General features: G+C 69.4%; 29 protein-coding genes and 1 pseudogene. 9 read left to right on the forward strand and 21 right to left on the reverse strand.

Annotation, left to right across the window (positions count from 1 at the left end):
- The first annotated feature begins 52 nt into the window (after window positions 1–52).
- Together ND450_RS31995 and ND450_RS32000 are read left to right on the forward strand one after the other, a co-directional pair.
- Window positions 53–898: an alpha/beta fold hydrolase gene (locus ND450_RS31995; protein WP_253322114.1), complete on the forward strand. Its 846-nt coding sequence runs from the start codon at window positions 53–55 to the stop codon at window positions 896–898.
- Between the two features lie 15 nt (window positions 899–913).
- Window positions 914–1,801: an NAD(P)-dependent oxidoreductase gene (locus tag ND450_RS32000; protein ID WP_253322115.1), complete on the forward strand. Its 888-nt coding sequence runs from the start codon at window positions 914–916 to the stop codon at window positions 1,799–1,801.
- On the opposite strand, the gene ND450_RS32005 is transcribed toward ND450_RS32000, so the two are convergent.
- Window positions 1,788–2,246, reverse strand: a complete 459-nt coding sequence (locus ND450_RS32005) for a hypothetical protein (RefSeq protein WP_253322116.1) — start codon at window positions 2,244–2,246, stop codon at window positions 1,788–1,790. The genes ND450_RS32000 and ND450_RS32005 overlap by 14 nt on opposite strands.
- On the reverse strand, window positions 2,243–2,707 hold the full coding sequence (locus ND450_RS32010; protein WP_245785805.1) for a hypothetical protein: 465 nt from the start codon (window positions 2,705–2,707) through the stop codon (window positions 2,243–2,245). Before ND450_RS32010 ends, ND450_RS32005 begins: the two co-directional genes overlap by 4 nt.
- Window positions 2,708–2,794: 87 nt before the next feature.
- On the opposite strand from ND450_RS32010, the gene ND450_RS32015 reads away from it, so the two are divergent.
- The 4 genes from ND450_RS32015 (at window position 2,795) to ND450_RS32030 (ending at window position 6,344) form a co-directional block, all read left to right on the forward strand.
- Window positions 2,795–3,559: a DUF2470 domain-containing protein gene (locus ND450_RS32015; RefSeq protein ID WP_253322117.1), complete on the forward strand. Its 765-nt coding sequence runs from the start codon at window positions 2,795–2,797 to the stop codon at window positions 3,557–3,559.
- 90 nt (window positions 3,560–3,649) lie between these two features.
- Window positions 3,650–4,348 carry a CPBP family intramembrane glutamic endopeptidase gene (locus tag ND450_RS32020; RefSeq protein ID WP_253328058.1) on the forward strand — a complete coding sequence of 233 codons (699 nt, stop codon included), beginning with the start codon at window positions 3,650–3,652 and terminating at the stop codon, window positions 4,346–4,348.
- Window positions 4,349–4,495: 147 nt separating this feature from the next.
- Entirely contained in the window at window positions 4,496–5,683 is a 1,188-nt protein-coding gene (locus ND450_RS32025) for an arginine deiminase (RefSeq protein ID WP_177229569.1), read from the forward strand.
- Between the two features lie 100 nt (window positions 5,684–5,783).
- On the forward strand, window positions 5,784–6,344 hold the full coding sequence (locus ND450_RS32030; RefSeq protein WP_253322118.1) for a ferritin: 561 nt from the start codon (window positions 5,784–5,786) through the stop codon (window positions 6,342–6,344).
- 68 nt (window positions 6,345–6,412) lie between these two features.
- Here the strand turns inward: ND450_RS32030 and ND450_RS32035 are convergent, their stop codons facing one another.
- From ND450_RS32035 to ND450_RS32055, 5 genes are all read right to left on the reverse strand, one after another.
- The gene (locus ND450_RS32035) at window positions 6,413–7,543 is read right to left on the reverse strand and encodes an RNA polymerase sigma factor (protein ID WP_253328059.1); all 1,131 of its coding nucleotides are present in this window, start codon (window positions 7,541–7,543) and stop codon (window positions 6,413–6,415) included.
- Between the two features lie 2 nt (window positions 7,544–7,545).
- Window positions 7,546–7,953, reverse strand: coding sequence for a YciI family protein (locus ND450_RS32040; protein WP_089907654.1), 408 nt, complete (start codon window positions 7,951–7,953; stop codon window positions 7,546–7,548).
- A 108-nt stretch (window positions 7,954–8,061) separates the two neighbouring features.
- Window positions 8,062–8,400: a DUF952 domain-containing protein gene (locus tag ND450_RS32045; protein WP_253322119.1), complete on the reverse strand. Its 339-nt coding sequence runs from the start codon at window positions 8,398–8,400 to the stop codon at window positions 8,062–8,064.
- A gap of 45 nt (window positions 8,401–8,445) precedes the next feature.
- The gene (locus tag ND450_RS32050; RefSeq protein WP_253322120.1) at window positions 8,446–9,381 is read right to left on the reverse strand and encodes a DUF5926 family protein; all 936 of its coding nucleotides are present in this window, start codon (window positions 9,379–9,381) and stop codon (window positions 8,446–8,448) included.
- A 28-nt stretch (window positions 9,382–9,409) separates the two neighbouring features.
- The gene (locus ND450_RS32055) at window positions 9,410–10,150 is read right to left on the reverse strand and encodes a glycerophosphodiester phosphodiesterase family protein (RefSeq protein ID WP_253322121.1); all 741 of its coding nucleotides are present in this window, start codon (window positions 10,148–10,150) and stop codon (window positions 9,410–9,412) included.
- A gap of 255 nt (window positions 10,151–10,405) precedes the next feature.
- Here ND450_RS32055 and ND450_RS32060 point away from each other — a divergent pair, with 255 nt between their 5' ends.
- Window positions 10,406–11,590: a cytochrome P450 gene (locus tag ND450_RS32060; protein WP_253322122.1), complete on the forward strand. Its 1,185-nt coding sequence runs from the start codon at window positions 10,406–10,408 to the stop codon at window positions 11,588–11,590.
- Here the strand turns inward: ND450_RS32060 and ND450_RS32065 are convergent.
- The 11 genes from ND450_RS32065 to ND450_RS32115 form a co-directional block, all read right to left on the reverse strand.
- Window positions 11,587–12,600, reverse strand: a complete 1,014-nt coding sequence (locus ND450_RS32065) for a glycerophosphodiester phosphodiesterase (RefSeq protein ID WP_253322123.1) — start codon at window positions 12,598–12,600, stop codon at window positions 11,587–11,589. The two genes, ND450_RS32060 and ND450_RS32065, sit on opposite strands and share 4 nt — an antisense overlap.
- 67 nt (window positions 12,601–12,667) lie before the next feature.
- Window positions 12,668–13,573 carry a DUF4328 domain-containing protein gene (locus ND450_RS32070; RefSeq protein ID WP_253322124.1) on the reverse strand — a complete coding sequence of 302 codons (906 nt, stop codon included), beginning with the start codon at window positions 13,571–13,573 and terminating at the stop codon, window positions 12,668–12,670.
- A gap of 2 nt (window positions 13,574–13,575) precedes the next feature.
- Entirely contained in the window at window positions 13,576–13,920 is a 345-nt protein-coding gene (locus ND450_RS32075) for a rhodanese-like domain-containing protein (protein ID WP_253328060.1), read from the reverse strand.
- Between the two features lie 52 nt (window positions 13,921–13,972).
- A complete protein-coding gene (locus tag ND450_RS32080) occupies window positions 13,973–14,866 on the reverse strand; it encodes a hypothetical protein (RefSeq protein ID WP_253322125.1) in 894 nt (297 codons plus the stop codon).
- Window positions 14,863–15,357 (reverse strand): SigE family RNA polymerase sigma factor, encoded by a 495-nt coding sequence (locus ND450_RS32085; RefSeq protein ID WP_253322126.1) that lies wholly within the window; start codon window positions 15,355–15,357, stop codon window positions 14,863–14,865. Before ND450_RS32085 ends, ND450_RS32080 begins: the two co-directional genes overlap by 4 nt.
- Before the next feature lie 117 nt (window positions 15,358–15,474).
- Entirely contained in the window at window positions 15,475–17,070 is a 1,596-nt protein-coding gene (locus ND450_RS32090) for a cation acetate symporter (RefSeq protein ID WP_253322127.1), read from the reverse strand.
- Complete coding sequence (locus ND450_RS32095) at window positions 17,067–17,417, reverse strand: DUF485 domain-containing protein (protein ID WP_253322128.1); 351 nt, start codon at window positions 17,415–17,417, stop codon at window positions 17,067–17,069. The genes ND450_RS32090 and ND450_RS32095 overlap by 4 nt, the downstream gene beginning before the upstream one ends.
- A 258-nt stretch (window positions 17,418–17,675) precedes the next feature.
- Window positions 17,676–19,475: a cation acetate symporter gene (locus ND450_RS32100; RefSeq protein WP_253322129.1), complete on the reverse strand. Its 1,800-nt coding sequence runs from the start codon at window positions 19,473–19,475 to the stop codon at window positions 17,676–17,678.
- A gap of 1 nt (window position 19,476) precedes the next feature.
- The gene (locus ND450_RS32105) at window positions 19,477–19,905 is read right to left on the reverse strand and encodes a hypothetical protein (RefSeq protein ID WP_253322130.1); all 429 of its coding nucleotides are present in this window, start codon (window positions 19,903–19,905) and stop codon (window positions 19,477–19,479) included.
- Entirely contained in the window at window positions 19,902–20,759 is an 858-nt protein-coding gene (locus ND450_RS32110; RefSeq protein WP_253322131.1) for a LytTR family DNA-binding domain-containing protein, read from the reverse strand. Before ND450_RS32110 ends, ND450_RS32105 begins: the two co-directional genes overlap by 4 nt.
- A 72-nt stretch (window positions 20,760–20,831) precedes the next feature.
- Window positions 20,832–21,692 (reverse strand): S49 family peptidase, encoded by an 861-nt coding sequence (locus ND450_RS32115; RefSeq protein WP_089907607.1) that lies wholly within the window; start codon window positions 21,690–21,692, stop codon window positions 20,832–20,834.
- 102 nt (window positions 21,693–21,794) lie between these two features.
- Here ND450_RS32115 and ND450_RS32120 point away from each other — a divergent pair, with 102 nt between their 5' ends.
- The gene (locus ND450_RS32120) at window positions 21,795–21,962 is read left to right on the forward strand and encodes a hypothetical protein (protein WP_166048541.1); all 168 of its coding nucleotides are present in this window, start codon (window positions 21,795–21,797) and stop codon (window positions 21,960–21,962) included.
- A gap of 231 nt (window positions 21,963–22,193) precedes the next feature.
- Here ND450_RS32120 and ND450_RS32125 read toward each other — a convergent pair whose 3' ends face one another.
- The gene (locus ND450_RS32125; protein WP_253322132.1) at window positions 22,194–22,610 is read right to left on the reverse strand and encodes an Imm1 family immunity protein; all 417 of its coding nucleotides are present in this window, start codon (window positions 22,608–22,610) and stop codon (window positions 22,194–22,196) included.
- A gap of 2 nt (window positions 22,611–22,612) precedes the next feature.
- Window positions 22,613–22,939 (reverse strand): annotated as a pseudogene (locus ND450_RS46110) (DddA-like double-stranded DNA deaminase toxin); the annotation flags it as partial.
- Between the two features lie 62 nt (window positions 22,940–23,001).
- On the opposite strand from ND450_RS46110, the gene ND450_RS45775 reads away from it, so the two are divergent.
- Window positions 23,002–23,130 carry a hypothetical protein gene (locus ND450_RS45775; RefSeq protein WP_256557326.1) on the forward strand — a complete coding sequence of 43 codons (129 nt, stop codon included), beginning with the start codon at window positions 23,002–23,004 and terminating at the stop codon, window positions 23,128–23,130.
- Window positions 23,131–23,287: 157 nt separating this feature from the next.
- On the opposite strand, the gene ND450_RS32130 is transcribed toward ND450_RS45775, so the two are convergent.
- Window positions 23,288–24,547, reverse strand: a complete 1,260-nt coding sequence (locus tag ND450_RS32130; RefSeq protein ID WP_089907598.1) for a sensor histidine kinase — start codon at window positions 24,545–24,547, stop codon at window positions 23,288–23,290.
- Window positions 24,548–24,562: the final 15 nt, after the last annotated feature.

Consider the following 24,562-nt stretch of genomic DNA (forward strand, 5'->3'; position numbering starts at 1 on the left):
CAAGCAATAGGGGGTATTCCTTGCTTAAGCAAGCAAGCTAAGGAGGGTTCCGATGACGACCCCAGCTCCTGCACCCGAGGGGTTCGAACACGCGTATGCCGAGGTCAACGGCGTCAAACTGCACCACGTGATCGGCGGAGAAGGGCCGCTGGTCGTGCTGGTGCACGGATGGCCGTTCAGCTGGATCGAGTTCCGCGCGCTGCTGCCGCTGCTCGCGGCCCAGGGCTTCCGGGTCGTCGCGCCGGACCTGCGCGGCTCGGGCGACTCGTCGATCCCCGACGGCCACTGGACCAAGCAGGACGAGGCGGACGACCTGCACCAGCTGATCCACCACCTCGGGCACGACAGCGCGTTCGTGCTCGGCACCGACGTCGGCACGATGACCGTGCACGCCTGGGCCCAGCGGTACCCGCGGGACGTGACCAGGCTGGTGCTCAGCGAGTGCTTCCTGCCCGGCTTCGGCCTGGAGGAGCACCTGTCGGGCCTGTGGCACTTCGGGTTCCACGCGGAGAGCGAGTTCGCGGCGAAGCTCGTCGAGGGCCGCGAGGAGCAGTACCTGTCCTGGTTCTACCGGCAGATGATCCGCGGCGGCATCACCGAGGCCGACCACGCCGACCTGCTGCGCACCCTCACCAGGCCCGGCGGGATGCGCGGCGGGTTCGAGCACTACGCCACGGTGCTGGAGGACGGCCGCAACGCGCGCGCCGGAGCCAAGGTCGAGGTCCCGGTACTCGTGCTGAACGGTGACCACGGCCTGCCGCAGGACGTGTTGCTCAACGGCGCCCGCGAGGCCGCCACCGACGTCCGCGCCGAGCTCGTCCCCGACGCCGCCCACACCTTCGCCGCCGACAACCCGCACGCCACCGCCGAAGTGCTGACCCGCTTCTTCGCAGCCTGATCACGGAGCCAGACCATGCAGATCCTCGTCACCGGCGCCACCGGCTACGCGGGGCGCCGCGTCTCCGCCGCCCTCGCCCGCGCCGGCCACACCGTCCTCGGCCTCACCCGCGACCCGGCGACCGCGGCGGACCTGGTCGTCGACGAGGTCACCCCCGTGCGGGGCGACCTCGCGAAGCCGGACACGTGGCGCGAGCACCTGGACGGCACCGACGCCGTGGTGCACCTCGTCATGGACCTCAACGACCCCATGGGCACCGACCGCACGTTGTTCGCCGAGATCTCCGAGGCCGAGAAGCGGGACGGCCGACGGCGCCACCTCGTCTACACGACCGGCATTTCCTCCTACGGCCGCACGGGAGTGGCGCTCATGGACGAGAACACGCCGGGCAACCCGGAGAGCCCGATCGGGTTCCGGTTCGCGCTGGAGGCGGAGCTCGCCGCGAGCGGGATAGCGCACACGGTGGTGCGACCCGGTTTCCTGTACGGCGGCCCGGCCACCACGTCCATGACCGCGCAGTGGTTCGCCGCCGCCGAAGAAGGCACTCCGGTGTTCTACGGCGACATCGCGAAGCGGTGGAGCTGGGTGCACGTCGACGACCTGGCCGATGCCTACGTCCGCGTCCTCGACCGCGAGCCCGCCGGGGAGGTGTTCGTGATCGCGGACGACCAGCGGATGACCGCGCTGGACGTGCAACGGGCCGCCGTGCGGGCAGCGGGTTTCACCGGCGAGATCCGGCTGGAGCCCGCGGAGGCGGGCGGGATCATGCAGGTGGCCGCGGACCAGGACGAGCTCGTGTCGAGTGCCAAGGCGCACCGGCTGCTCGGCTGGCGGCCGAGACACGTCTCGTTCACCGACGCACCGCAGCGGCACCACGGAGCTTGGCGCGCTAGCGGTCGATGACCCGGCCTCGCGTGAGGAACGCGAGGCCGCGCGTCATCGCCGCGACCCGGCCGCGTTCGTCCGGCCCGGCGATCCAGATCCGGCCGGTGTGCCGGACGAGCACGCGCGCCCGTTCGGGGAGTTCGGGCAGGCGCAGGTTGTTCTCCGAGTCGGCGACCCGCAGGTACGCCTGCCGGCCGATGCGCCTGCCCGCCACGAAGCTCACCGACACCGGTCGCCAAGGGAACCGCTCGACGAGCTCGACGGTGCCGCGCCGCTGGAAGAAGTGCCGCAGCCCCGGTGCGGCCAGTTCCAGCACCACCGGCACCGACAGGACGGTCAGCCAGATCCAGCCGATCAGCAGCACGACGCCGAGCACGGCGAGGGCGAACAGAATGTGGCCGACGGCGCGGCGGTCCGCCCGCGCGAGGCAGGTGTCGCTCCAGTTCTCGATCATCGTCGTCATCGGGCCACGCGCGCCCGGATCAGCCGCGGCACACCGCGGAACGTCACGACGGTGTTCCCGGCCGCGTCCGGCGGCACGAACCACACGCGCTTGTGACGCGCGATCCGTCCGCGCAGCAGCGGACCGACGCTCAAGGTCAGCAACAGAGGCGGTTGAGACAGCACGACCAGACGCCCTCCCTCCCACTGCACATGAGCGAAATGCCACGGTTCACCTTCAGGTAAACGCACCGGACGCCTACGGGTGACCACCCACAGGACCGCGGCGGCGAAGAAGAGCAGCACGAGGGCCACCGGCGAGGACCACGACCACACCAGGACCAGCACGAACTGAAGCGCGAAGGCCGCGCCGGCGGCGATCGTCCACACCAGGGCACGCCTGCTCGCCCGGTCGACGCAGTGCCGGGTCCACCGATCGTCGAGCGCCGTCACCTCGGTGGACGGCTTGTTGGGCACGACCACCTGTCCACCGTACAGGTGAAGTTTCTGGTGCTTCCCTTCCCGCGCGCAGCTAAGTTAGGCTTGCCTAACCTTCGAGGAGGTGCAGCGGTGACCGACACCCAGACCAGGCGCCCGCCGGCGCCGCACGCGGCGGAACGCGCCCGCACGATCGCGGCCCGCCACGGCTCCGCCGCACTGCTTCCTCAGTCCGGTTCCCGCACGAGCCCGTTGTTCCACCACGTGCACCCGTGCGGCACCACGATCCTGTTGCTGGCCGACGAACATCCGCTGGTCGGGCAGCTCTGGCAGACCCCGCGGTCCGAGGTGACGGCGATGCTGGAGATCGCCGACCAAGCCCCGGTGGCGTTGCGCGAACCCGTCCGCGGCCTGCTGTGGCTGACCGGCTGGGTCACGGCCCTCGACGACCGGGAGGCGCGCGAGGAGGTCCTCGCCGTCGCCGACGTGCGGCCCGACCACCGGCTGCTCGACGTGGGTCACGGCGCCTCGGTGCTGCGGCTCACGCCCGCGTCGATGGTGATCGCGGACGCCGAGGGCACGTCGTCGATCAGGCCGGAGCAGTTCGCGAGCGCGACACCAGATCCGTTCTGCGGCAACGAGGACCACTGGCTGCGGCACCTGGAGGCCGCGCACCGCGACGTCGTCGGGCAGCTCGCCCGCCACCTGCCGGAGGAGCTGCGCGACGGGCACGTGCGGCCGCTCGGGCTCGACCGGTTCGGGCTGCGGCTGCGGGTCGAGGCCGAGTGCGACGACCACGACGTGCGGATCGCGTTCTCCAAGCCGGTCAGCACCCCGCAGGAACTCGCCGCCGAGCTCCGCCGGTTGATGGGGTGCCCGTTCCTGTCCCAGAGGTGATCGGGAACTGCAGGTAGCGTCAGCCGGGTGACCTTGATCCCCGCCGAAGAGAAGCGCGGTTACCAGCTCGAACTGCTGATCGTCTTCAGCATGACGCTCGGGCTGTCCGGCCTGCGCAGCCTCGTGCGGCTGGTCGACAGCCTCCTGCAGCCGACGCCGCTCAACCAGCAGTCCGTCGCGATCAACGTCCCGCAGGCGCGTGCCGACCTGCTGGACCTGGTCGCGCAGCTGCTGGGCGTGCTGCAGCTCGCCGCGTGGGGTGGCATCGGGCTGTACCTGTTGTGGCGCACCGGGATCAAGCTGCGGGTCATCGGGTTGGACGGCACGCGCAAGCTCGCGGACTCGCTGGGGGCGCTGGGCCTGGCCGCGATCATCGGCATCCCCGGGCTCGCGTTCTACTTCGCCGCCTGGGCGCTGGGGCTGAACCTCGCCGTCCAACCGTCCACCCTGGACGACCAGTGGTGGATGAGCGTGGCACTCGTCCTCGCCGCCGCGGGCAACGCGTGGGCGGAGGAGGTGCTCGTCGTCGGATACCTGATCACGCGGCTTCAGCAGCTCGGGTGGCGGCAGTACACGGCACTGTTCGCAGCAGCCGTGCTGCGCGGTTCGTACCACCTCTACCAGGGCTTCGGCGGGTTCGTCGGCAACCTGGTCATGGGCCTCGTCTTCGGCTTCTACTGGCAGCGCACCAAGAGGTTGTGGCCGTTGGTCATCGCGCACACGATCCTCGACGTCGTCGCGTTCGTCGGCTACGCAATGTTGCGTGGCAAAGTCAGCTGGTTGCCCTAACAAATCGTTGCCGGGCTTCAGATTCACACACGATTCGTTGCCTGTTGAAGCTCACGAGCGGCGATTTGTGCTGTTCAGGGTTACGCTCGACCGGTGACTGCGCACACGATCGCTGAGACCGAAGCACTTCCGGACGCCGCGCCCCGCGTGGACAGCGAGGTCGGCCCCTTGCGCACGGTGCTGCTGCACCGGCCGGGCAACGAGCTCAAGAGGCTCACCCCGCGCAACAACGACCAGCTGCTGTTCGACGGCGTGCCGTGGGTCGGCAGGGCCCAGGAGGAGCACGACGCGTTCGCCGCGACGCTGACCTCCAAGGGCGTCGAGGTCCTGCTGCTGGCCGACGTGCTGGTGCAGGCGCTGGAGGACAACCGCGCGCGCATCGCCGGCATCCACAGCGCCGTCAACGAGCGCCGCCTCGGCATCGACCTGGCCGACGCGCTGCGCAGCCACCTCACCTCGCTGCCCGCGCCGCAGCTCGCGCAGGTGCTGATGACCGGCATGACGTTCGAGGAGCTGCCGGCCGCCGAGGGCGCGTCGCTCGTGCGCAAGATGCACCTGCCGATCGACTTCGCCGTCGACCCGCTGCCGAACCTGCTCTTCACCCGCGACTCGTCGGTGTGGGTCGGCGACCGCGTGGCCATCACGTCGTTGGCGCTGCCCGCCCGTGACCGCGAGACGACGCTCACGGACCTGATCTACGCCTACCACCCGCGGTTCCGCCGCACGGGCCGCGCGTACGGCGCGCACTCGGCGCCGCTGGAGGGCGGCGACGTGCTGCTGCTCGCGCCGGGCGTCATCGCCATCGGCGTCGGTGAGCGCACCACCCCGGCGGGCGCGGAGTCGTTCGCGCGGTCGGCACTGGCGGACGGCCTCGCGCACACGGTGCTGGCGGTGCCGATCAAGCAGGAACGCGCCACGATGCACCTCGACACCGTCTGCACGATGGTCGACCGCGACGCCGTGGTGATGTATCCGGCGATCAGCGACTCGCTGACGGCCTACCCGCTGCGGTCCGACGGTGACGGCGGCGTGCGCGTGGACGGCCCCGTGCCGTTCCTGGAGGCGGCGGCTGAGGCGATGGGCATCGAACGGCTGCGGGTGATCGACACGGGCCTCGACGTCGTCACCGCGGAACGCGAGCAGTGGGACGACGGCAACAACACGCTGGCCGTCGCGCCCGGTCTCGTCGTCGCGTACGAGCGCAACGTCGAGACGAACGCGCGCCTGGAGGACCAGGGGGTCGAGGTGCTGCGGATCGCCGGTTCCGAACTGGGTTCCGGCCGCGGCGGACCCCGGTGCATGTCGTGCCCGATCGACCGCGCGCCATTGGTGTAGATCGTTAGGAACGCCTAACCTTTGTTTGGTTCACCTTTCCAAACAAAGGTTAGCTTTTCCTCGAATGCGGGAATCACCGTTTTGGGTTAACGTACTCCTCATGGCCTCGAACGTGAAGAAGATCCTGTCCGGAAAGTCGAACTTCCACGAGCTCCTGCAGGCTCAGGTCGGCAACGAGTTCTCCGCGTCGCAGCAGTACATCGCGCTCGCCGTGTGGTTCGACAACGAGGACCTCCCGCGCCTCGCGGCTCACTTCTACAAGCAGGCTCTCGAAGAGCGCAACCACGCCATGATGATCGTGCAGTTCCTCATGGACAACGACATCCCGGTCGTGATTCCCGGTGTCGAGACGCCGCTGAACGAGTTCAAGTCCCCGCGTGATCTCGTCGCCCTGGCCCTGAGCCAGGAGCAGCAGGTCACCGACCAGATCGTGGCACTCGCGAAGGCCGCCCGCGAGGAGTCCGACTACATCGGCGAGCAGTTCATGCAGTGGTTCCTCAAGGAGCAGGTCGAGGAGGTCTCTTCGATGAAGACGCTGCTCACGATCATGGACCGCGCCGACGGCAACATGTTCTACGTGGAGACGTTCCTCACCCGCGAGAACGTGGGCGACGAGGGTGCCGACACCAGCGCCCCGACCGCCGCGGGCGGCGCGCTCTGAGTTTTTCTTCGCACGTTTGAGTGCCTGATCACAAAGGCCCGCCTAACCCGTTCGGGTGGCGGGCCTTTTCAGTTGTTGAGCCGGGCTGCCTGGCGGGTGAGGTATTCCCGCTCAGCGAGGTTCGACGCTTTCTCCGCCGCTTCGACGTAGAGCCGCGCGGCCGTTCGCCGGTCGCCGTCGCGTTCGTGGAGGTAAGCCGACACCGCCGAGTAGCGGGGTAATTTCTCGTCCAGTTCCGCCAATGCTTTCAGTCCCGCGCGCGGTCCGTCGGCCTCGCCCACGGCCACCGCGCGGTTGAGCCGGACGACGGGACTGTCGGTGATCTCCAGCAGTTCGTCGTACCACTCCACGATCTGCACCCAGTCGGTCTCCTCGGCCGTGGGCGCGTCCGCGTGCAGCGCCGCTATGGCCGCCTGCGCCTGGAACTGTCCCAGCCGGTCCCGCGCGAGCGCCGCCTGCAGGACCTCGACGCCCTCGGCGATCAACGTCGTGTCCCACCGGGACCGGTCCTGCTCGGCGAGCGGCACCAGCCTGCCGTTCTCCGTCCGGGAGGCGCGGCGGGCGTGGTGCAGGAGCATGAGCGCGAGCAGGCCCGCGACCTCGGGGTGGTCGATCGCGGCCGCGAGCTGCCGGGTGAGCCGGATGGCCTCGGCGGCCAGGTCGACGTCGCCCGAGTAGCCCTCGTTGAAGACGAGGTAGAGCACCCGCAGCACGGTCGCCACGTCGCCGGGCTGGTCGAACCGCACGGCGCCGACCGTCTTCTTCGCCCGGCTGATGCGCTGGGCCATCGTGGCCTCCGGCACCAGGTAGGCCTGGGCGATCTGGCGGGTGGTCAGGCCGCCGACGGCCCGGAGCGTGAGCGCGACCGCCGACGACGGCGTCAGCGACGGGTGCGCGCACAGGAAGTAGAGCTGCAACGTGTCGTCGGCGTCCTGCGCCGGACCCTGCTCGGGTTCGGCGTCCACGAGGTCCTCCCGCCGGCGCCGCGCGGTCTCCGCCCTCGTCGCGTCGAGGAACTTCCGCCAGGCCGCCGTGACGAGCCAGCCCTTCGGGTCGCGCGGCGGGTCGTCCGGCCACACGCGGACCGCCTCGACCAACGCGTCCTGCACGGCGTCCTCGGCCGCCGCGAAGTCCGCTCCGCGGCGGACGAGGATGCCGAGCACGGCCGGCGTGAGGCTCCTGAGCAGCGCCTCGTCCACGATCACTCCGTGATCGTCGGAGCGGTGCCGTAGAGCGGGCGGAGCTCCAGCCACTCGTGGATCGGCTTGCCGTCCTTGCCGGGCGCCGCCGACAGCTCCCCCGCGAGCTCGAGCGCGCGCTCGTAGGTGTCGGTGTCGATGATCATCCAGCCGGCGATGAGGTCCTTCGTCTCCGCGAACGGGCCGTCGGTGACCGGCGGCCGCCCCTCACCGTCGTAGCGGACCCACGTGCCCTCCTGCGCGAGCGCCCGCTCGTCGACGAACTCACCGCTGGCCCGCAGCCGGTCCGCGAAGTCGTTCATGTACTTGATGTGCGCGGTGATCTCGTCCTGGGACCACTGGTCCATCATGACGTTGTTCACCGGCTCAGGGGCGCCGCGGTAGTGCTTGAGCAGCAGGTACTTCGCCATCGCTGATATCTCCCTCGGTGCTGGTGCGACCCGTCCTGGCCGCCTTCCACCTCGGGGACGGAGCCGGAACGCGGATCTCGACATCGCCGGCGAAGATCTTTTCGAGAATCACAGAACGGCGACGGCTTCCGGCAGAACGAACGAACCGTCGGGCTCGGCGGGGAACTCGTGCTCCTCGACCACCGCGGCGACCGGGATCGGGCCGTAGACGTGCGGGAACCACAGCGGCGAGTCCGGCACGGCCTCCCACCGGACCGGTACGCCGAGCAGCTTCGGGTCGATCACGAGCAGCAGGAGCCCGCTCTGCCCGCGGAAGAACTTGCCCGCCGTCACGTGCACGACCCCGCGGTCGGAGCAGTGCACGAACTCCTCACCCCCGGCGGGGACGATGGAGCCGGCCGACCGGGCGGCTGCCCAGTCGGCCTCGGTGATGATGTGCAGCAGCACTTATCCACAGCTCCCTGTGCACAACCTTGTGGACAACTCCGCGGACTAGCGCAGGGTGATCTGACGTCCCCGCAGGCCCTCGCGGGCGCGGCGCTCGGCGTCGGTCAGCGGCTCGTCGGAGGCGAGGGCCTCCAGCAGGCGCTTGCCCAGCGCTTCGGCCGGCTCCGCCCACTCGCGGGCGTGCATCTCGCGGTCGAGGTCCCAGACGGGGACGAGCAGGCCGTGCGCGCGGAACGACCCGGCGTAGCGCGAGCCCTCGCCGAGGTCGAGCTCACCGCGGGCGGCCAGGCGGGCCATCGCGGACAGCAGCTTCTCCTCGGGCTCCGGACGGACCCAGCGCAGGTGCGCCTTGTCGCCCGCGTCGACCCAGTAAGCGGCCTTCACGCCGGGAGCGTCGACGCGCTCGGTCGGCAGGATCGCGGCGTTCGCGCGCTCCAGCGACAGCGCGACGTCACCGGTCGGCTCGGTGCCCTCGGGCATCCACCAGATGAAGTCGGTGTGCAGCACGGGCGTGAGCTCGGCGTCGGCGTCGAGCAGGTCCTGCAGGCGGCCGGGGTTCTCCCCGTTGTCCGGGCCCACGACCGGCAGCACGTCGCCGGTCTTCGCCTCCTGCGCCCACCGCAGCGCCCGCGCCAGGTCGCGGCTGATGTCACCGGAGCGCGTCTGCACCTGCAGGCCGACGAACGGCACGTCGTCACCGCGGATCAGGCCGGCGGCGGCCATCGGCAGCACGGTGGCCAGCGTGACCTCGCGCCCGTCCTTGACCGGCAGCTTCACGACCGCCGAAGGCACGAACTCGCGCAGCGCGATCAGCTCGCACTCGGCGGCGAGACCCTCGAACGGCCGGGACACGATCACGTCGGTGGCACCGCCGGGCGCGCCGTGGCAGGCCTTGTAGCGCTTGCCGGAGCCGCACGGGCAGGGCTGCTTCGGGTTGATCCCGTCCTTCGGTGCGTCCTTGACCGCGGTCCGCTTGGCCACCTTGGCCCTCCTCGTGCTCAGGCGTGTTCTAGGTCGCCAAGTTAGCCGTCAGCAGGCGGCGGGTGTTCGCCGGGGCGTTCGTCGCGAGGTACCGGACCCCCAGGTCACGGCACAGGGCGACGTCCTCGGCGGTGTCCACGGTCCACACGTACGTCTCGTGGCCCGCGCGCCTCGCCCGATCGACGTAGCCGGGGTCGTTGCGCAGCAGGTGCACGCCCGGCCCGGTGTAGTCGGCGAACGGCGGCAGAGCACCGCTCCTGAGCCTGCCGAGCCGGTCGAGCAGCAGCACCGTGCGGATGTCCGGCGCGAGGTCGCGGAACGCCTTCACCGCGCTCACCGAGAACGACATCATGACGATCTGACTCGTCAGGCCGTGCCGCTTCAACGCCTCCGCGAGCTTGCGCTCGACCTCGTTGCGGTACCGGACCGGGTGCTTGGTCTCGACGAAGAGCTGCACGTTCGTGCCCTTGACCAGCTCCAGCAACTGGTCGAGCAGGAGCAGCTCGGCCGGCTGGCGATGACCGTGCCAACTGCCGTAGTCGAACTTCCGCAGCTCTTCGAGCGTGAGCGCGCTGACCGTGCCACGACCGTTGGACGTGCGTGCGAGCGTGCGGTCGTGCACACACACGATCTCGCCGTCCTTCGACAGCCGGACGTCGCACTCCAGCCCGTCGGCTCCCTCTTTCAGGGCGAGTTCGTAGGCCCCGATGGTGTGCTCGGGACGGTCGGTGGACGCGCCGCGGTGCGCGACTATGGAGGGCAGCTGCACAATCCCGAACCATAGTGCTGTGGCCGCCGACCTTCACCGCCTGATCCGGCGCTCAGCAGGGCGCCTCGCGGCACCGGCCCCGCGCCCCCATATGCCCGATATGACGGCGCGGGGCCGGCACCACGATGCACCCGTCTGCACGTCGGATCAGGGGGCGAACGCCGACGGCCACAGCACTGCGGTCTCCGCAACAATTTGAGTCATCAATCAAATGGACGTGGACGAAACGCCGATCGCGACTTACCGTCCCGCCTTGTGACGTTCGACCAGCGCGATCCCGCGTTCATCGCCGACCCGTACCCGGCCTTCGCCGCCCTGCGCGAAGCCGGTGAGGTGCATCACCACGAACAGATGGGCGTCGCCGTCGCCGTCTCGCACGCCGCCTGCTCCGCCGTGCTGCGGCACCGCTCCCTCGGCCGGATCTGGTCGGACGTGAAGCCCGTCGAGCAGTTCATGGCGTTCAACCTCCTGCACCGCAACTCGCTGCTGGAGAACGAGCCGCCCACGCACACCCGCCTGCGCCGCCTGGTCGCCGCCGCGTTCGGCCGGGGCCACGTCGAGCGCCTGCGCCCGTGGGTCGCCGACCTGGCCGACCGCCTCGTCGACGAGCTGGTCGCGGAGATCAAGGACCAGGGCCAGGCCGACCTGCTCGCCCACGTCGCCGCGCCGCTGCCCGTCGAGGTGATCGCGGAACTGCTCGGCGTGCCGCAGCAGGACCGCCACCTGCTCCAGCCGTGGTCGAACGCCATCGTGAAGATGTACGAGTACGGCCTGCCCGCACCGCAGCAGGAGGCCGCCGAGCGCGCCGCCGCGGAATTCGTCGCCTACCTGCGCGAACTGGTCGCGCTGCGCCGCGTCTCCCCCGGCACCGACCTCGTGTCCGACCTGGTCGCCGTCACCGACACCGACGGCGCGAGGCTCACCGAGGACGAACTCGTCGCCACCGCGGTCCTCTTGTTGATGGCGGGCCACGAGGCCACGGTCAACGTCATCGGCAACGGCGTCTACGCCCTGATGCAGCACCGCTCGCAGTGGGAGCGCCTCTCGCCCGAGATCATGCCCACGGCCGTGGAGGAGCTCATCCGCTACGACTCACCGCTGCAACTCTTCGAACGCACGGCCACCGAACGCGTGGAGATCGCCGGCCACGTCGTCGAGCCGGGCGAGAAGATCGCCGCACTCCTGGGCGCCGCCGCCCGCGACCCGCTGGTGTTCGAGAACCCGGACGTCCTCGACGTCGGCCGCGAGAAGAACCAGCACCTCGGCTTCGGCATGGGCATCCACTACTGCCTGGGCGCGCCGCTGGCCCGCATCGAGGTGGAGGCGGCGCTGTCGTCGTTGCACCGCAAGCTGCCGGGCGCGGTGCTGGCCGAGGAACCGAACCGGCGGGCCGAGTTCGTGATCCGCGGCCTGCACTCGCTGCCCCTGGGCACTGACTAACGCCTCGGGTAGCGCTTCGGGAGCTTGAACCCGCGGTCCTTCATGACCTCGCGCAAGCGGTCGGGGTAGTCGGTGATGATGCCGTCCACCCCGTCGTCGATCAGCTTGTGCAGGGTGGCCGGGTCGTTCTGGGTCCACGGCACCACCTTCAGCCCCTGCCGGTGCGCGTCCTGCACGAGGGCACGGGTCGTGAACGGCACGTAGTCCGGGTCACCGACCTTGCCGTTCTGCGGGTTGCCGTGCACCGGCGACAGGGCGGCGGCACCGAAGCTGCGAGCCATCTTCGCGACGCTTCCCCCGAAGTCCGCGAGTTCGAGGCCGCCCGTCCACGGTGAGCCGGGCCGCAGCATCTCCGGCTGCGTCAGGGCCACCAGCGGGATGCGCGGCTCGACCTCGCGCAGCCGCATCAGCGTGCCCCAGTCGAACGACTGGACCGTCACGTTCGGCATGAAGCCCGACCGGCGGATCTCGCGGACCGCGCGCTGCACGAACTGCTCGCGCGGCGCGGTCTCGTGCGGGGCGGCGGCCTCGACCTTGGTCTCGATGTTGAAGCGGATGCCCCACGCCCGGTGCCGGCGGGCCAGGTCGAAGAGCTCCTCAAGGGTGGGCATGCGGGCGCCCGGCGAGAGCTCCTGCTCCGGGTACTGCGACCACCGCGTGCTGCCGCAGTCGAGGGTCCGCACCTGCGCGAACGTCAGGTCCTTCACGTACTTGCCGGCGTAGGGGAACTGCGGGTCGTCGGGGAACGCCGGCGCCGTGTCGAGGCACTTCGACGGGTTCGTCTTGCGGTCGTGGGTGATGACCTCGCGGCCGTCCTTCGTGATCTGGAGGTCGAGCTCCAGGGTCGTCACGCCGAGTTCGAGCGCCTTGCCGAACGCCTTGAGCGTGCTCTCCACGGTGAGGCCGATGCCGCCGCGGTGCGCCTGGAGGTCGAAGTCCCTGTTCGGGTGGGCGTGGGCGGCGCCGGGCGCTGCCATCGCGATCACCAGAGCCCCGATGAGTGTCCGCATGCATCCCAACCTGGCACTCACCGCGGAGCGTCGGAAGGACCGCCGGGACGAACGTCGGTTGAACAGATCAGCGGGGCGAGCCGGACGCGCGGACCGACCGCAGCGGGGGTTCGGGGGCGTCCTTGACCTCCACCACGCGCATCAGCCGCACGGACGCCGCGTCCACCGGCAGCAGCAGCGTGGTGATGCGGCGGACGACCAGGGCCGACGTCACCGCGACACCGGCGAGCAGGAGGTCGGCGAACGCGTGCAGCAGCACGCCGTCCGCCAGGGCCTGGGTGCTCGACCGGAACGACCACAGGACCACGACCACGACCATCAGTCCCGAGGCCGCCCACAGGCCCCACCACCAGCGCAGGAGCTTCGACGGCTTCGGCCGTTCGTCGGCGGGCCTGCGGGCCACGGCGTGTTCCAGTTCGGCGAACACCGAGCCCGGGACCACGAGGTTCACACCCGGGACGACGAGGCCGATGAGCACGTCGCGGTCCGAGCGCGACGGGCCGTAGCCCACGAGGCCGGCGGCCACGTTCCGCGCTCGCCTCACCCAGACCAGGCCCAGCAGCAGCGACAGGAAGCAGCCGGTGATGGTGATCGCCGAGGACGAGACCACCATGGCGTCGGACGCGCTGACGACGCCGGCCGAGAGTGCGCCGAAGCGGCTCATCGACACCAGCACGTAGCGCCAGATCTCGGAGAACGCGCCCCACACGGCCACGGCGGCGAGGAGCCAGAGGGAGTTCTGCGCGGTGCGGCCCAGGCGGCGCACGCCGTCGACGGAGTCGGACTGCTCGACCGTGCCGGGCACGGCCGTGGGCCAGCGCCACGCGAGCAGCGGGAAACCCCAGCGCGGCGGGACCGGGTAGGTCGGCGGGCCGCCGTAGGTCAGCCGCTGCGACCGGCCCCGCGGCGGCGGGTAGGCACCGGGCGGCGGGGTCGCCACCCAGTCCACGCGCATCGGCTGCAACGGCTGCACGATCAGATGACCTGCGGTTCCGCGCCGTCGGTGCCGCCCTCGAGCGGACGGCCGGCGGCCTCCCAGTGCTGCATGCCGCCCTCGACGTTGACGGCCTCCCAGCCGTTCTGGTTGAGGTACTGCGTCACGCGGGCGGAACGGCCTCCGGCGCGGCACACGACGTAGAGCTGCACGTCGTTCGGCACCTCGTCGAGGCGGGCGGCGATCTCGCTCATGGGGACGTGCACGGCGCCGGGCGCGTGGCCCGCGTCCCACTCGTCCTGCTCGCGCACGTCCAGCAGAACGGCGCCCTCGGGCAGCTGCGCCGGAACGTCGGCGATCTCCACGCTTGGAACAGTCACACCCAGATGTTCCCATGCCGGAGGTTGCACGCACGTGAACCTCCGGCACGGGACACCCTCAGGGCGTCGCCGCGACGACGAGCCCGAGCCTCGAGAACTCCTCCTCGGACAGCGGCAACGTCGAGCGCCCGGCACCGGTGCGCCGCCACTGACCCTGCTGCTTCGGGTCGGGTGCGAGGTCCGGGCTGCCGAAGTTGCGCAGTTCGAGTTGCACGAGCAGACCGTCGTTGCGGAAGACGGACAGCCTCTGGACCAACGACTGGAACGGCTCGAACGGCCGCACGGCGTGCAACTGCACGATCGTTCCGTTGCTCAGGACCAGCCGCTTCGGGGGTTCGCAGTCGCCGGTCTCCCACAACGCGTCGTCCGCGTACGCCTGCGGGGTGCCGGTGAACCTGCCCCCGGTGACCCGGAGGCTGCCCGTGCCGCCGGCGTCGGTGATGTCGAACTCGACTGCCTGCAGGACGGAGTTGCCGGGCGCGTTGCCGATCTTCTTGTCCGGCAGCTCCCGCGGCACCCGTTCGAGCAGGCGGGCGGTGAAGTCGGCGGTGAACGGCTCCGTGCTGAGCACCACCTCCTGCGTGGCCATCCGCGTGTTGCACATCGGGACGTCCACCACCGCACGGCCGGGGGCGGGCGGCGCGCTCGACGCGGGCGTCCACGTGCTGTACGGCTGCTGGGCCGGCGTGACCACCCGCGGCCAGCCCAGGCCGTGCTCCACGGTGGCGGGGCCGTGGTTCGGCTCGTCCGCCTGCTGGGGTGGTGGCGCCGCGTGGTTCAGCGTGGCGGCGCTGAAGCCGATGCCCGCCACCACCGCGACCACGCCGAGCGCCGCTCCGGCCCGCTGGGCGAACACCCGGCGCCTGCCACGCTTCACCACGGCTTCCAGCGTCGTCGTGGGAGGGGGCGCGGCGACGTGGAGAGCTCCGCGCAGCTCGTCTTCGATGTTCATCGATCACGCTCCGAGTTCACGGGCTCGCCGTACGCCTCGCGGAGCGCCGCCAAACCCCTGGCCGTCTGACTCTTGACGTTGCCCATCGAGCACCCGAGCTCGGCCGCCGTCTGCTCGATGGAGAGGTCGTGCACGAAGCGCAGCACGAGCGCCGCCCGTTGTTTCGGCCCCACCTGCTGCAGCGCGGCGTTGAGCTTGGCGTCGGGATCGGAGAAACCACCTCCGACACCGAGTTCGGGCAGTTCGGCGACCGGGTGCTCGCGGCCTCGGCCACGACGCCTGGTGTCGAGGAACGCGCGGGTGACGATGGTGCGGACGTAGCCCTCCGCCGTCTCCCGCCTGATGCTCGGCCATTTCGCATACGCCTTCACGAAGGCGTTCTGCGCGAGTTCTTCCGCCTCCGACCAGTCGCCGCACAACGCGTACGCCGTGCGCCTCGCCCAGTCGAACCTGCTCGTGAAGAACTCCGAGAACTCCTCGTCCCGTCGCACTCCGGTCCCCCATGCTCGTGCCGCGTCGCGTTCAATACGCGGTCGGCCGGTCCAGGGTTGCACGCACGAAGAACGGGCCGCCCCTCACGAGGGACGGCCCGTTCTCAGGTGGAGCGACTAGTGCGCGATGGCCTTCTCGGCGCCCGCACCGGTGAGGGAGCGGACCTCCATCTCGGCCTGCTTCGCGGGGTCGGCCTTGTCCTTCGAGAGGATCGTGCCGACGTAGCCGAGCAGGAACGCGACGGGGATCGAGACGATGCCGGGGTTCGACAGCGGGAACAGGTCGAAGTCGGCGTTCTTGAACATCGACGTCGGCGTGCCGGACACGGCGGGCGACAGGATGATCAGGGTGATCGTCACGATCAGACCGCCGTAGATGCTCCACAGCGCGCCCGAGGTGTTGAACCTCTTCCAGAACAGCGAGTAGAGGATCGTCGGCAGGTTCGCCGAGGCCGCCACCGCGAACGCCAGCGCCACGAGGAACGCCACGTTCTGGCCGTTGGCGACGATGCCGCCGCCGATCGACACGATGCCGATGACGATCGCGGTGATGCGGGCGACCTTCACCTCGTCGGTCTTGTCCTCGCCGCCGTTGCCCTTCTTGATGATGTTGGCGTAGATGTCGTGCGCGAACGACGCCGACGCCGTGATCGTCAGACCGGCCACGACCGCGAGGATCGTCGCGAACGCCACCGCCGCGATCAGGCCGAGCAGGATCGGGCCACCGAGCTCCAGCGCGAGCAGCGGCGCGGCCGAGTTGGCCTTGCCGGGTGCCGCGTTGATCGCGTCCGGGCCGACGAGCGCGCCGGCGCCGTAGCCCAGGACCAGCGTGAACAGGTAGAAGATGCCGATCAGCCAGATGGCCCAGACGACCGAGCGACGGGCTTCCTTCGCCGTCGGCACGGTGTAGAAGCGCATCAGGATGTGCGGCAGACCCGCGGTGCCGAGGACCAGGGCGAGGGCCAGCGACAGGAAGTCGAGCTTCGACGTCCCGGTCTTGCCGTACTGCAGGCCGGGGCCGAGCAGCTTCTCGCCCGCCTTGGGCGCGTTGTCGACCGCGGCGCCGAGCAGCGCGGAGAGGTTGAAGCCGTACTTGCCGAGCACCCAGACGGTCATGATGCCCGCACCGGCGATCAGCAGGACCGCCTTGATGATCTGCACCCAGGTGGTGCCCTTCATGCCGCCGATGAGGACGTAGGCGATCATCAGGGCGCCGACCACGGCGATGACCAGGGCCTGGCCACCGGTGCCCGTGATGCCGAGCAGCAGGGCGACGAGACCACCGGCACCGGCCATCTGGGCCAGCAGGTAGAAGAACGAGACCGCCATCGTCGACGTGGCGGCGGCCGCGCGGACCGGGCGCTGGCGCATCCGGAAGCTCAGGACGTCGCCCATCGTGTACTTGCCGGTGTTGCGCAGCAGCTCCGCGACCAGCAGCAGCGCGACGAGCCACGCCACCAGGAAGCCGATGGAGTACAGGAAGCCGTCGTACCCGTTGAGGGCGATGGCGCCCGCGATGCCGAGGAACGACGCGGCGGACAGGTAGTCGCCCGCGATCGCGATGCCGTTCTGCGGGCCGGTGAACGCGCGACCGGCCGCGAGGTAGTCGGCAGCCGTCTTGGTGTTGCGGCTCGCCCTGATGACCACGAACAGCGTGATCAGGACGAAGACACCGAAGATGCTGATGTTGAGGATCGGGCTGGACTCGTTCACTTGCCGTCTCCCTCGATCTCGTTGCGGAGCTTCTCCGCGAGCGGGTCGAGGTTCTTGTTGGCGTGCCGCACGTACAGCGTCGTGATGACGAACGTCGACACGAACTGCAGCAGGCCGAAGATGAGCCCGACGTTGATGTTGCCGAACACCTTGGTGGACATGAAGCCGTGCGCGTAGTCGGCCAACAGCACGTACAGCACGTACCAGGCGAGGAACAGGCCGGAGACGGGGAATACGAACTTTCGGAGTCGGTGCTTCAGTTCGGTGAAGTCAGCGCTCGCTTGGACGTCAGCCCACTTCTGCGCGTCTGGGGACGACTCAGACGGGGTGTGATCGACGGTGCTCACAGGCCCCTCCTCGCGGTACTCGTCGTAGGTGTCAGCAACGTGACGTGCACGTAATGCCTCCAGGTGCGGTCCGTTCTTGGTCGAGAACCGTATGGAGACTTGAGTCACTCAGGTAAGGCCCCGTTCGTGCCGTTGCGCCCAGCAGTCGGGTGATGCGATGAACGGTCGGTATGCGTAGACGAAGGGCACTCTGCGTGACCGGAATCACCGTTCACCGATTCGAGTGACCAAATTTCACCCATTTGAAACGGCGGCTACTTACCGTGTGCTTCCGGCTCCCCTGCGCTTGTCCTCGGCCAGCCTCGCTTTCTCCTCGGCGGTCCCGAACCGGGCGATGTCGCGGTCGCGGATGAAGCCCAGCGGGTCCGGCGCGTGCAGCCGCAGCAGGATCTGGCTGACGTCCGCCGGCACCCGTCTGCGGGTCGCCTTGCTGACGACGATCATGGTGATGAACGCGACCGGCACCGTGATCAGCGCAGGTTGGGTGATGAACGCGGGCGCCCAGCGGCCGGTGTAGGAGCTCACGACGCTGACGACCTGGGCGCTGATCACCATGCCGCCGCCGACCACGAGCCCGCAGACGGCACCCACCCAGGTCAGTCCCCTCCACCAGATGCCGAGGACCAGGAGCGGGCAGAACGTCGACGCCGCCAACGCGAACGACATGGCCACCGTCAGTGACGCGTCCGAGCGCGGTAGCAGCAGCGCGAGCCCTATCGCCACCAGTCCCGTGAACACAGTCGCCCACCGGAAGTCACGGACCTTGCCCGGCATGATGTCCGTCGAGACCACCCCGGCGACCGACACGACGAGCCCCGACGAGGTCGACAGGAACGCCGCGAACGCGCCCGCGGCGACGATGGCGCCGACGATCTGACCGCCGAGGTTCGGCAGCATCGTCTCCGGCAGCATCAGCACCGCCGCGTCCGTCTTGCCGTTCACCAGCAGCTGCGGCAGGTAGAGCCGCGACAGCACGCCCAGCGCCGTCGGGAAGATGTAGAACAGGCCCAGCAGGTAGAGCACGTGCAGCGCCGTGCGGCGGGCCGCCTTGCCGTCCGGGTTGGTGTAGAAGCGGACCAGGACGTGCGGCAGGCCCATCGTGCCGAGGAACGTCGCGAAGATCAGCGAGTACGTCCTGATCAGCTCGGAGATGCCTCCGGTCTGCGGACGCGTCCAGTCGTAGTTCGACGTCGGTGAGCCCTCGATCACCGGCACCGGGCTGCCCGCACTGAACTCCATGGTCGTGCCGGGGCTCAGCTCGTAGACGCCGCGACCCCAGAACACCGGCCCGTCCGCGTCCCTGCCGTCGATCTGGCCGCGCACCTTCAACGTCAGCGGCTCGTCGACGCGGACCTTCACGACCTGCTCGGCGATGGTGACCGACTCCGCCTTCGGGAACTTGACCACGCCGTCGTCGCTGATCGGCTGCGTGCCGCGATCGGGTGAGGCCAGGAACACCACGAAGAGCACGAACGTGGGCGCGGCGATCGCGAAGAGCTTCCCCCAGTACTGGAACGCCTGGACGAGCGTGATCGCGCGCATGCCGCCGCCCAGCACGTTGACCACCACGATGGCCGTGACGATCATGCCGCCGAACCACGCGGGCAGGCCGGTGATCGTGGTCAGCGTCAGGCCCGCGGACTGCAGCTGCGGCACCAGGTACAGCACGCCGATGCACACCACGAAGAACGTGCTGAAGTGCCGCACGTTCGCCGACCCCAGCCGTGCCTCGGCGAAGTCGGGCAGCGTGTAGGCGCCGGAGCGGCGCAGCGGGGCGGCCACGAACAGCAGCAGCGCGAGGTAACCCGCGGTGAAGCCGACCGGGTACCAGAGGGCGTCGACGCCGTCCTTGAGCACGAGCCCGGCGACGCCGAGGAACGACGCGGCGGACAGGTACTCGCCGGAGATCGCGGCGGCGTTGCGGGTGGCGGGGATCGCGCGGCGCGCCACCAGGAAGTCAGGGGTGGTGTTCGCCTTGCGCGACCCGACGTAGCCGAGCAGGAACGTCACGGCCGCAACGGCGACGATGGCGCTGAGGCTCCAGTAGGTGGCGTTCACGTCAGCGGTCGACCATGTTCACGAAGTCCTTCTCGTGCCGTTCGGCCTGCCTGCGGAAGACCCACCCGACGCCGTAGAGGATCGGGAAGGGCGCGAGGCCGAGCACGAGCCACGGGACGGGGATGCCGAGGATCTGCAGGTCCCCGATGGACGGGACCAGGTAGAAGGTGATCGGCAGCAGGCACATGCCGATCAGGACCGCGAACGCGAGCCCGAACGCCGACTTGAGCTGCTGCCGGATGAGGTCGCGCACCAGCTTCTCACCGACGCTGGTCTGCTCCTCCAGCTCGATGATCGTGCGCAACGCCTTGCCGGTCTTCTTGGTCGAGTCCGCGAGCACGACCCGGCGGCGGCGCGGCCTGCTGCCCTGCTCGCCGAGCCAGGCCTCCCGTGCGGGCTGCTCCGGCTTCCCCGCGTCGTGCCTGCTCACCAGCTGCTCTTCGGCGGCCGCACGATCCGTTCCTTGAGCTCCTTGGTGTGCCGTCGGCTGACCGGCAGCTCCTTCGCGCCGTCACCGGTGCCGATGACGACCGCGTAGCCGTTCGCCGTCATCCGCAGCTCGCTGACCAGAGGCAACGCCACCAGGTACGAGCGGTGGATGCGCACGAAGCCCGCGTTGGCCCAGCGCTCCTCGAGCTGCGCGAGCGGGATGCGGACGAGGTGGCTGCCGTCCTGGGTGTGCAGTCGGGCGTAGTCGCCCTGCGCCTCGACGTACCGCACGGACGCGCGCGGCACGAGCTTGATCGTGCCGCCGAGCTCGACGGGGATGACCTCGTCGTCGGTCGGTTCGGCCGGGTTCTGCGCCGTCGGGGCGGACTGGGCCGCCGGAGCCGCCGTGCGCCCCACCCGGTCCGCCACGCGCGAGATGGCCTTGAGGACGCGTTCCTCGTTGATCGGCTTGTTGATGAAGTCGAGCGCGCCGACGTCGAACGCCGTCACGAGCGCGTCCCGTTCCTCGACGCCCGTCACGAACACGAGGGCGGGCGGGTACCGGAACGCGCTGAGCACCCGAGCGAGATCCATGCCGGACAAGCCGGGCATGTTGATGTCCGCGAACACCGCGTCGACCGGCGGCAGGCCGGCCTTCGTCCGCGCCATGACCTCCTGCTCGTAGTCACCCCTCAGGATGCGCAGCGCCTCGGCGGCGTCGAACGCCGTCAGCACGCGCCGGACCTGGGGACTGCTCTCGAGCAGGAACTTGATCTCGTTCAGGCCGGGAGCCTCGTCATCGACTGCGAGGACGAGGAGACCGGCGTTGTCTTGGGTACTCACTGTGTCGGGCATCTTGCCCACCAATGTGCGGTCGTGTCTACGCCGGGGTCGGTGACGACACGCCCTGTGAAACCGAACTGATGCTCAGAGCCCGAATCGGGACCAGCGAGCACGTTCCTCGACACTGGCGAGCACCTGCGTCACGAGATCGCCCGATCGGGTGGACGCGCCGGCGAGCCCGAGCTTGGCCAGCAACGGCTTGCGCGGCTCGGCGATCGTCAGTTCGGCGTCGGGGAAGCGCTTGGCGATGACGCTGCGGATCGTGCCGATGCCGTCGACGAGACCCAGCTGCTGCGCCTTGTTGCCGGTCCACACCTCACCGCTGAACAGGTCGGTGTCGGTGCTCAGCTTGGCGCCACGCCGTTCGGTCACCCACGCCTTGAACTGCTCGTGCAGGTCGGCGTGCAGGCCCTTGAGCCACTCGACGTCCTCGGGCTTCTCCTGCTGGAACGGGTCGAGCCGCACCTTGTTCTCGCCCGCGGTGTAGACGCGGCGCTCGACACCGGCCTTCTCCAGCAGGCCGTTGAGCCCGAAGCCCGCGCTCACGACCCCGATGGACCCGACGAGGCTCGTGCCGTGCGCGTAGATCTCGTCCCCCGCGCACGCCAGCCAGTACCCACCGCTCGCCGCGACGTCCTCGCAGAACGCGAGCACCGGCACGTGCTTCTTGGTGGCGAGCTCCCGGATGCGTTCCGCGATGAGGGCGGACTGCGTCGGCGCCCCACCGGGGGAGTTGATGAGCAGCGCCACGGCGATGAGCCGCTCGTTGTCGAACGCGCGGTTGATCGCCGACTCGATGTTCTGGAGGCTGATCGTGTTGCGCGCGACAGGCGAGGACTGCGGGGTGATGACCCCGTGCAACCGCACCGCCGCGACCACCGGGGGCCGCTCGCCCCGGTCCATCACCCTCGGGAGCCGGGCCGCGATCTTGTCCGTGACGCTCATGTACTCGACAGTACGTGCGTTTCGCGGACACGCGGGAGCCTCGATGGTGGTCGGTTGCTCCCGCGTGACCTGGAACACGTCTGACGGTGTTAGGTTCGGGCTGTGACGTTCAACCCGATCCGCTGGCTCGAACGGTACGTCGAGTGGTGGGACGACCGGGGCAGGCAGAACGCCGCCGGGCCGACGCCGATGCACATCTACTGGATGTGGGTGAGCTGGAGCGTGTGCGCCGTCGTGCTGATCACGACTTTGGCTGTTGCAGCACGCTGAGCCGCGGTGCTCGTCAGCACTTGCAGCTGTTGAACCCCTTGGCGGTGCACTTGATGCAGACGCGGACGCGCTCGGGTGCTGTTTGTTCCTGCACTGGTTGATGGCCTTTACTCGCGGCCGGCCTCTGGTTGTTCAATCGACCGGCTGTTCATTGGTCACCACCACAATCGGCACGGGGCAGGCCGGGGTTGAGCATGATTGACCTTGCAACTTTCGGAAAGTTCAGGCGCGTCAATCGGTCACGGCCCAGTTGAGCCCGTCAGGTCGCCCACCCCCGCTCTCCAGCAGTCCCACCAGAACCTCGCGGACAAGGCTCAACGGCACCTCGGCGTCTGCCGGAAACTCCTGCGCCGTCCCGAAGTACGCGAGCGACACGCTCCCGCGCTTGGCGTGCTCCCCCCGGACGTACCAGGTGCCCGCCTCACCGCTGTACCGCGCAGCCCCCATCCCGGTGGTCCCGTCGGCGCCGATCAGCAACTCGTGGTCGGGAAGGTCGTCACTGCCCTCCTCCACCGCGTAGGCAGTGGCAGCGCTGTACGCGGGCCCGAGGGTCAACAGCTCTTCGACGAACGCGTCGACGTCCTCTCGACTCCGGAGATGTTTGGGCTCCTGATCATGGCGATAAGCCACGTCGAGCACATAACCCACGGTCAACGCTCCTTGCCGACGTACGTCTTCACTCCACCCGGCCAGTACACCGTAAGGCGTTGGCCAGGTCGAAGCACTCTCGGCACCACGCGGTCGCACGAGAACGGACCGACATCGCAAGGACGGTTGTTCACGGCCAATGTCGTGTTCCCCATTCCGCTGATCTCGACTTGAACAGCAATCTGCACCTCGACGTGGTCAGCGACTGTCAGGGTCCCCCGTCCGGATACGAGACCGAGTCGTCGAAGCCCATCAACCGCCTGATCACGAAGCTGACCCCGACCGCTCACGACTGGCCCCCGCACCCTCCCGTCGTGGTCCTGCCAGTACCCGGTGGTCTTTCCTCAGGTGCTTGTGGCTTCGCGACGTCCTCGGAAGGTGGCCTCGATACTTGGTTCCCCTCCAGCTGGTTCGCCGTCTGCGTGACCGACCGCTGGATGTCGGTGAGCTGCCGCTGAAGCTCACCGATACCGTGGACGGCTTGCTCGAACGACGCGATGACCTGCGCGAACTCGGCTGATCGCTACCTTCGGCAGCCTGTTCGACCAACGCCTTCGCGTCCTCGGCCTATTCGAGCGCCTCTGCCAGGGCGGTGAAGGACAAGTCCGCGACTGAATGCCTCAGCGCGGCGACCACCTCACCGATGCTCGCCATTTCCGGCCGGCCGACGCCGCTGATCAGGCGCGGATCGCCGGCTGCTCGTTCGTCATCGGCTCGTCCATCTGCGACCCGATGTTCAGGTTCGGCAGCACGTTCCGCGCGAACTTCGGCACCTTCAGGATCACCTTGGTGCCCGCGTTGGGCGCCGTCTCCACCACCAGCGCGTACTCCGCGCCGAACACGGTGCGCATGCGGTCGTTGATGTTGCCGATGCCGACGTGCGCGCCGGTCTGGTGCGCGTCCTTGATGTCGTCGAGACGGTCCGGGTCCATGCCCACGCCGTCGTCCTCGACGCTGATCAGCGCCTCGCTGCCGTTGTCCTCGGCGGTGATGGTGAGCATGCCGCCGCCCGGCTTCTTGGCCAGGCCGTGGCGGACCGCGTTCTCGACCAGCGGCTGCAGGACGAGGAACGGCAGGACGACCTGGAGGACCTCGGGGGCGATCCGCAGGCGCACGGTGAGGCGCGAGCCGTACCTGGCCTGTTCGATCGTGAGGTAGCGGTCGATGTTGGTGAGCTCGTCGGACAGCGTCGTGAAGAGGCCGTCGGTGCGGAACGAGTAGCGCGTGAACTCCGCGAACTCCTGCAGCAGCTCTCGGGCGTGCGAGGGGTCCGTGCGGATCAGGGACGAGATCGTGTTCAGCGCGTTGTAGACGAAGTGCGGTGAGATCTGGGCCCGCAGCGCCTTCACCTCGGCCTGGGCGAGCGCCTGCCGTTGCTTCTGGACGACCTCCAGCTCCAGCTGGGTCGACACGAAGCGGGCGGTCTCCTCGGCCATGCGGATCTGGCGCTTCGAGGCGACGCCGGAGACCACGATCAGCGTGCCGGCCACGTCGCCCTCGACGACGAGGGGCACCACGACGACGCTGTGCAGGGAGCACGGGCCCTGCAGTTCGCAGCCGAGCTTGCGGTGGTCGACGTGTTCCTTGTGGCAGTTGTTGATGGCCCTGGCCACGGTGTCGCGGAGGTACTCGTAGTGGTCGTTCGCGCCGCCGTCCCACGACAGGACGGTGCCCTCTTCGTCGGTGATGGCGACCGCGACGCACCTGAGCATCTCGCGCAGGTGAGGTGTGGCCTTGTTCGCGGCCTCCTCCGTCAAGCCCGCGCGGAGGTCGCTCGACGCCCTGGACATGCGGTCGAGCATGTCCATCACAGCATCCTCGACGGAGGTGCTGACTCGTCGAGCGCGGCACAGCATCACGAAGAGGCCAAGAACGGCCAGGGTCGCGATGACACCGAGCACGGCGCGCTCGGTCAACAGGTCGCCCACGGTGCACATGCTGTGCTGTGGGGC

The organism is Lentzea sp. HUAS12 (assembly GCF_024125735.1).
GTDB classification, from domain to species: domain Bacteria; phylum Actinomycetota; class Actinomycetes; order Mycobacteriales; family Pseudonocardiaceae; genus Lentzea; species Lentzea albida.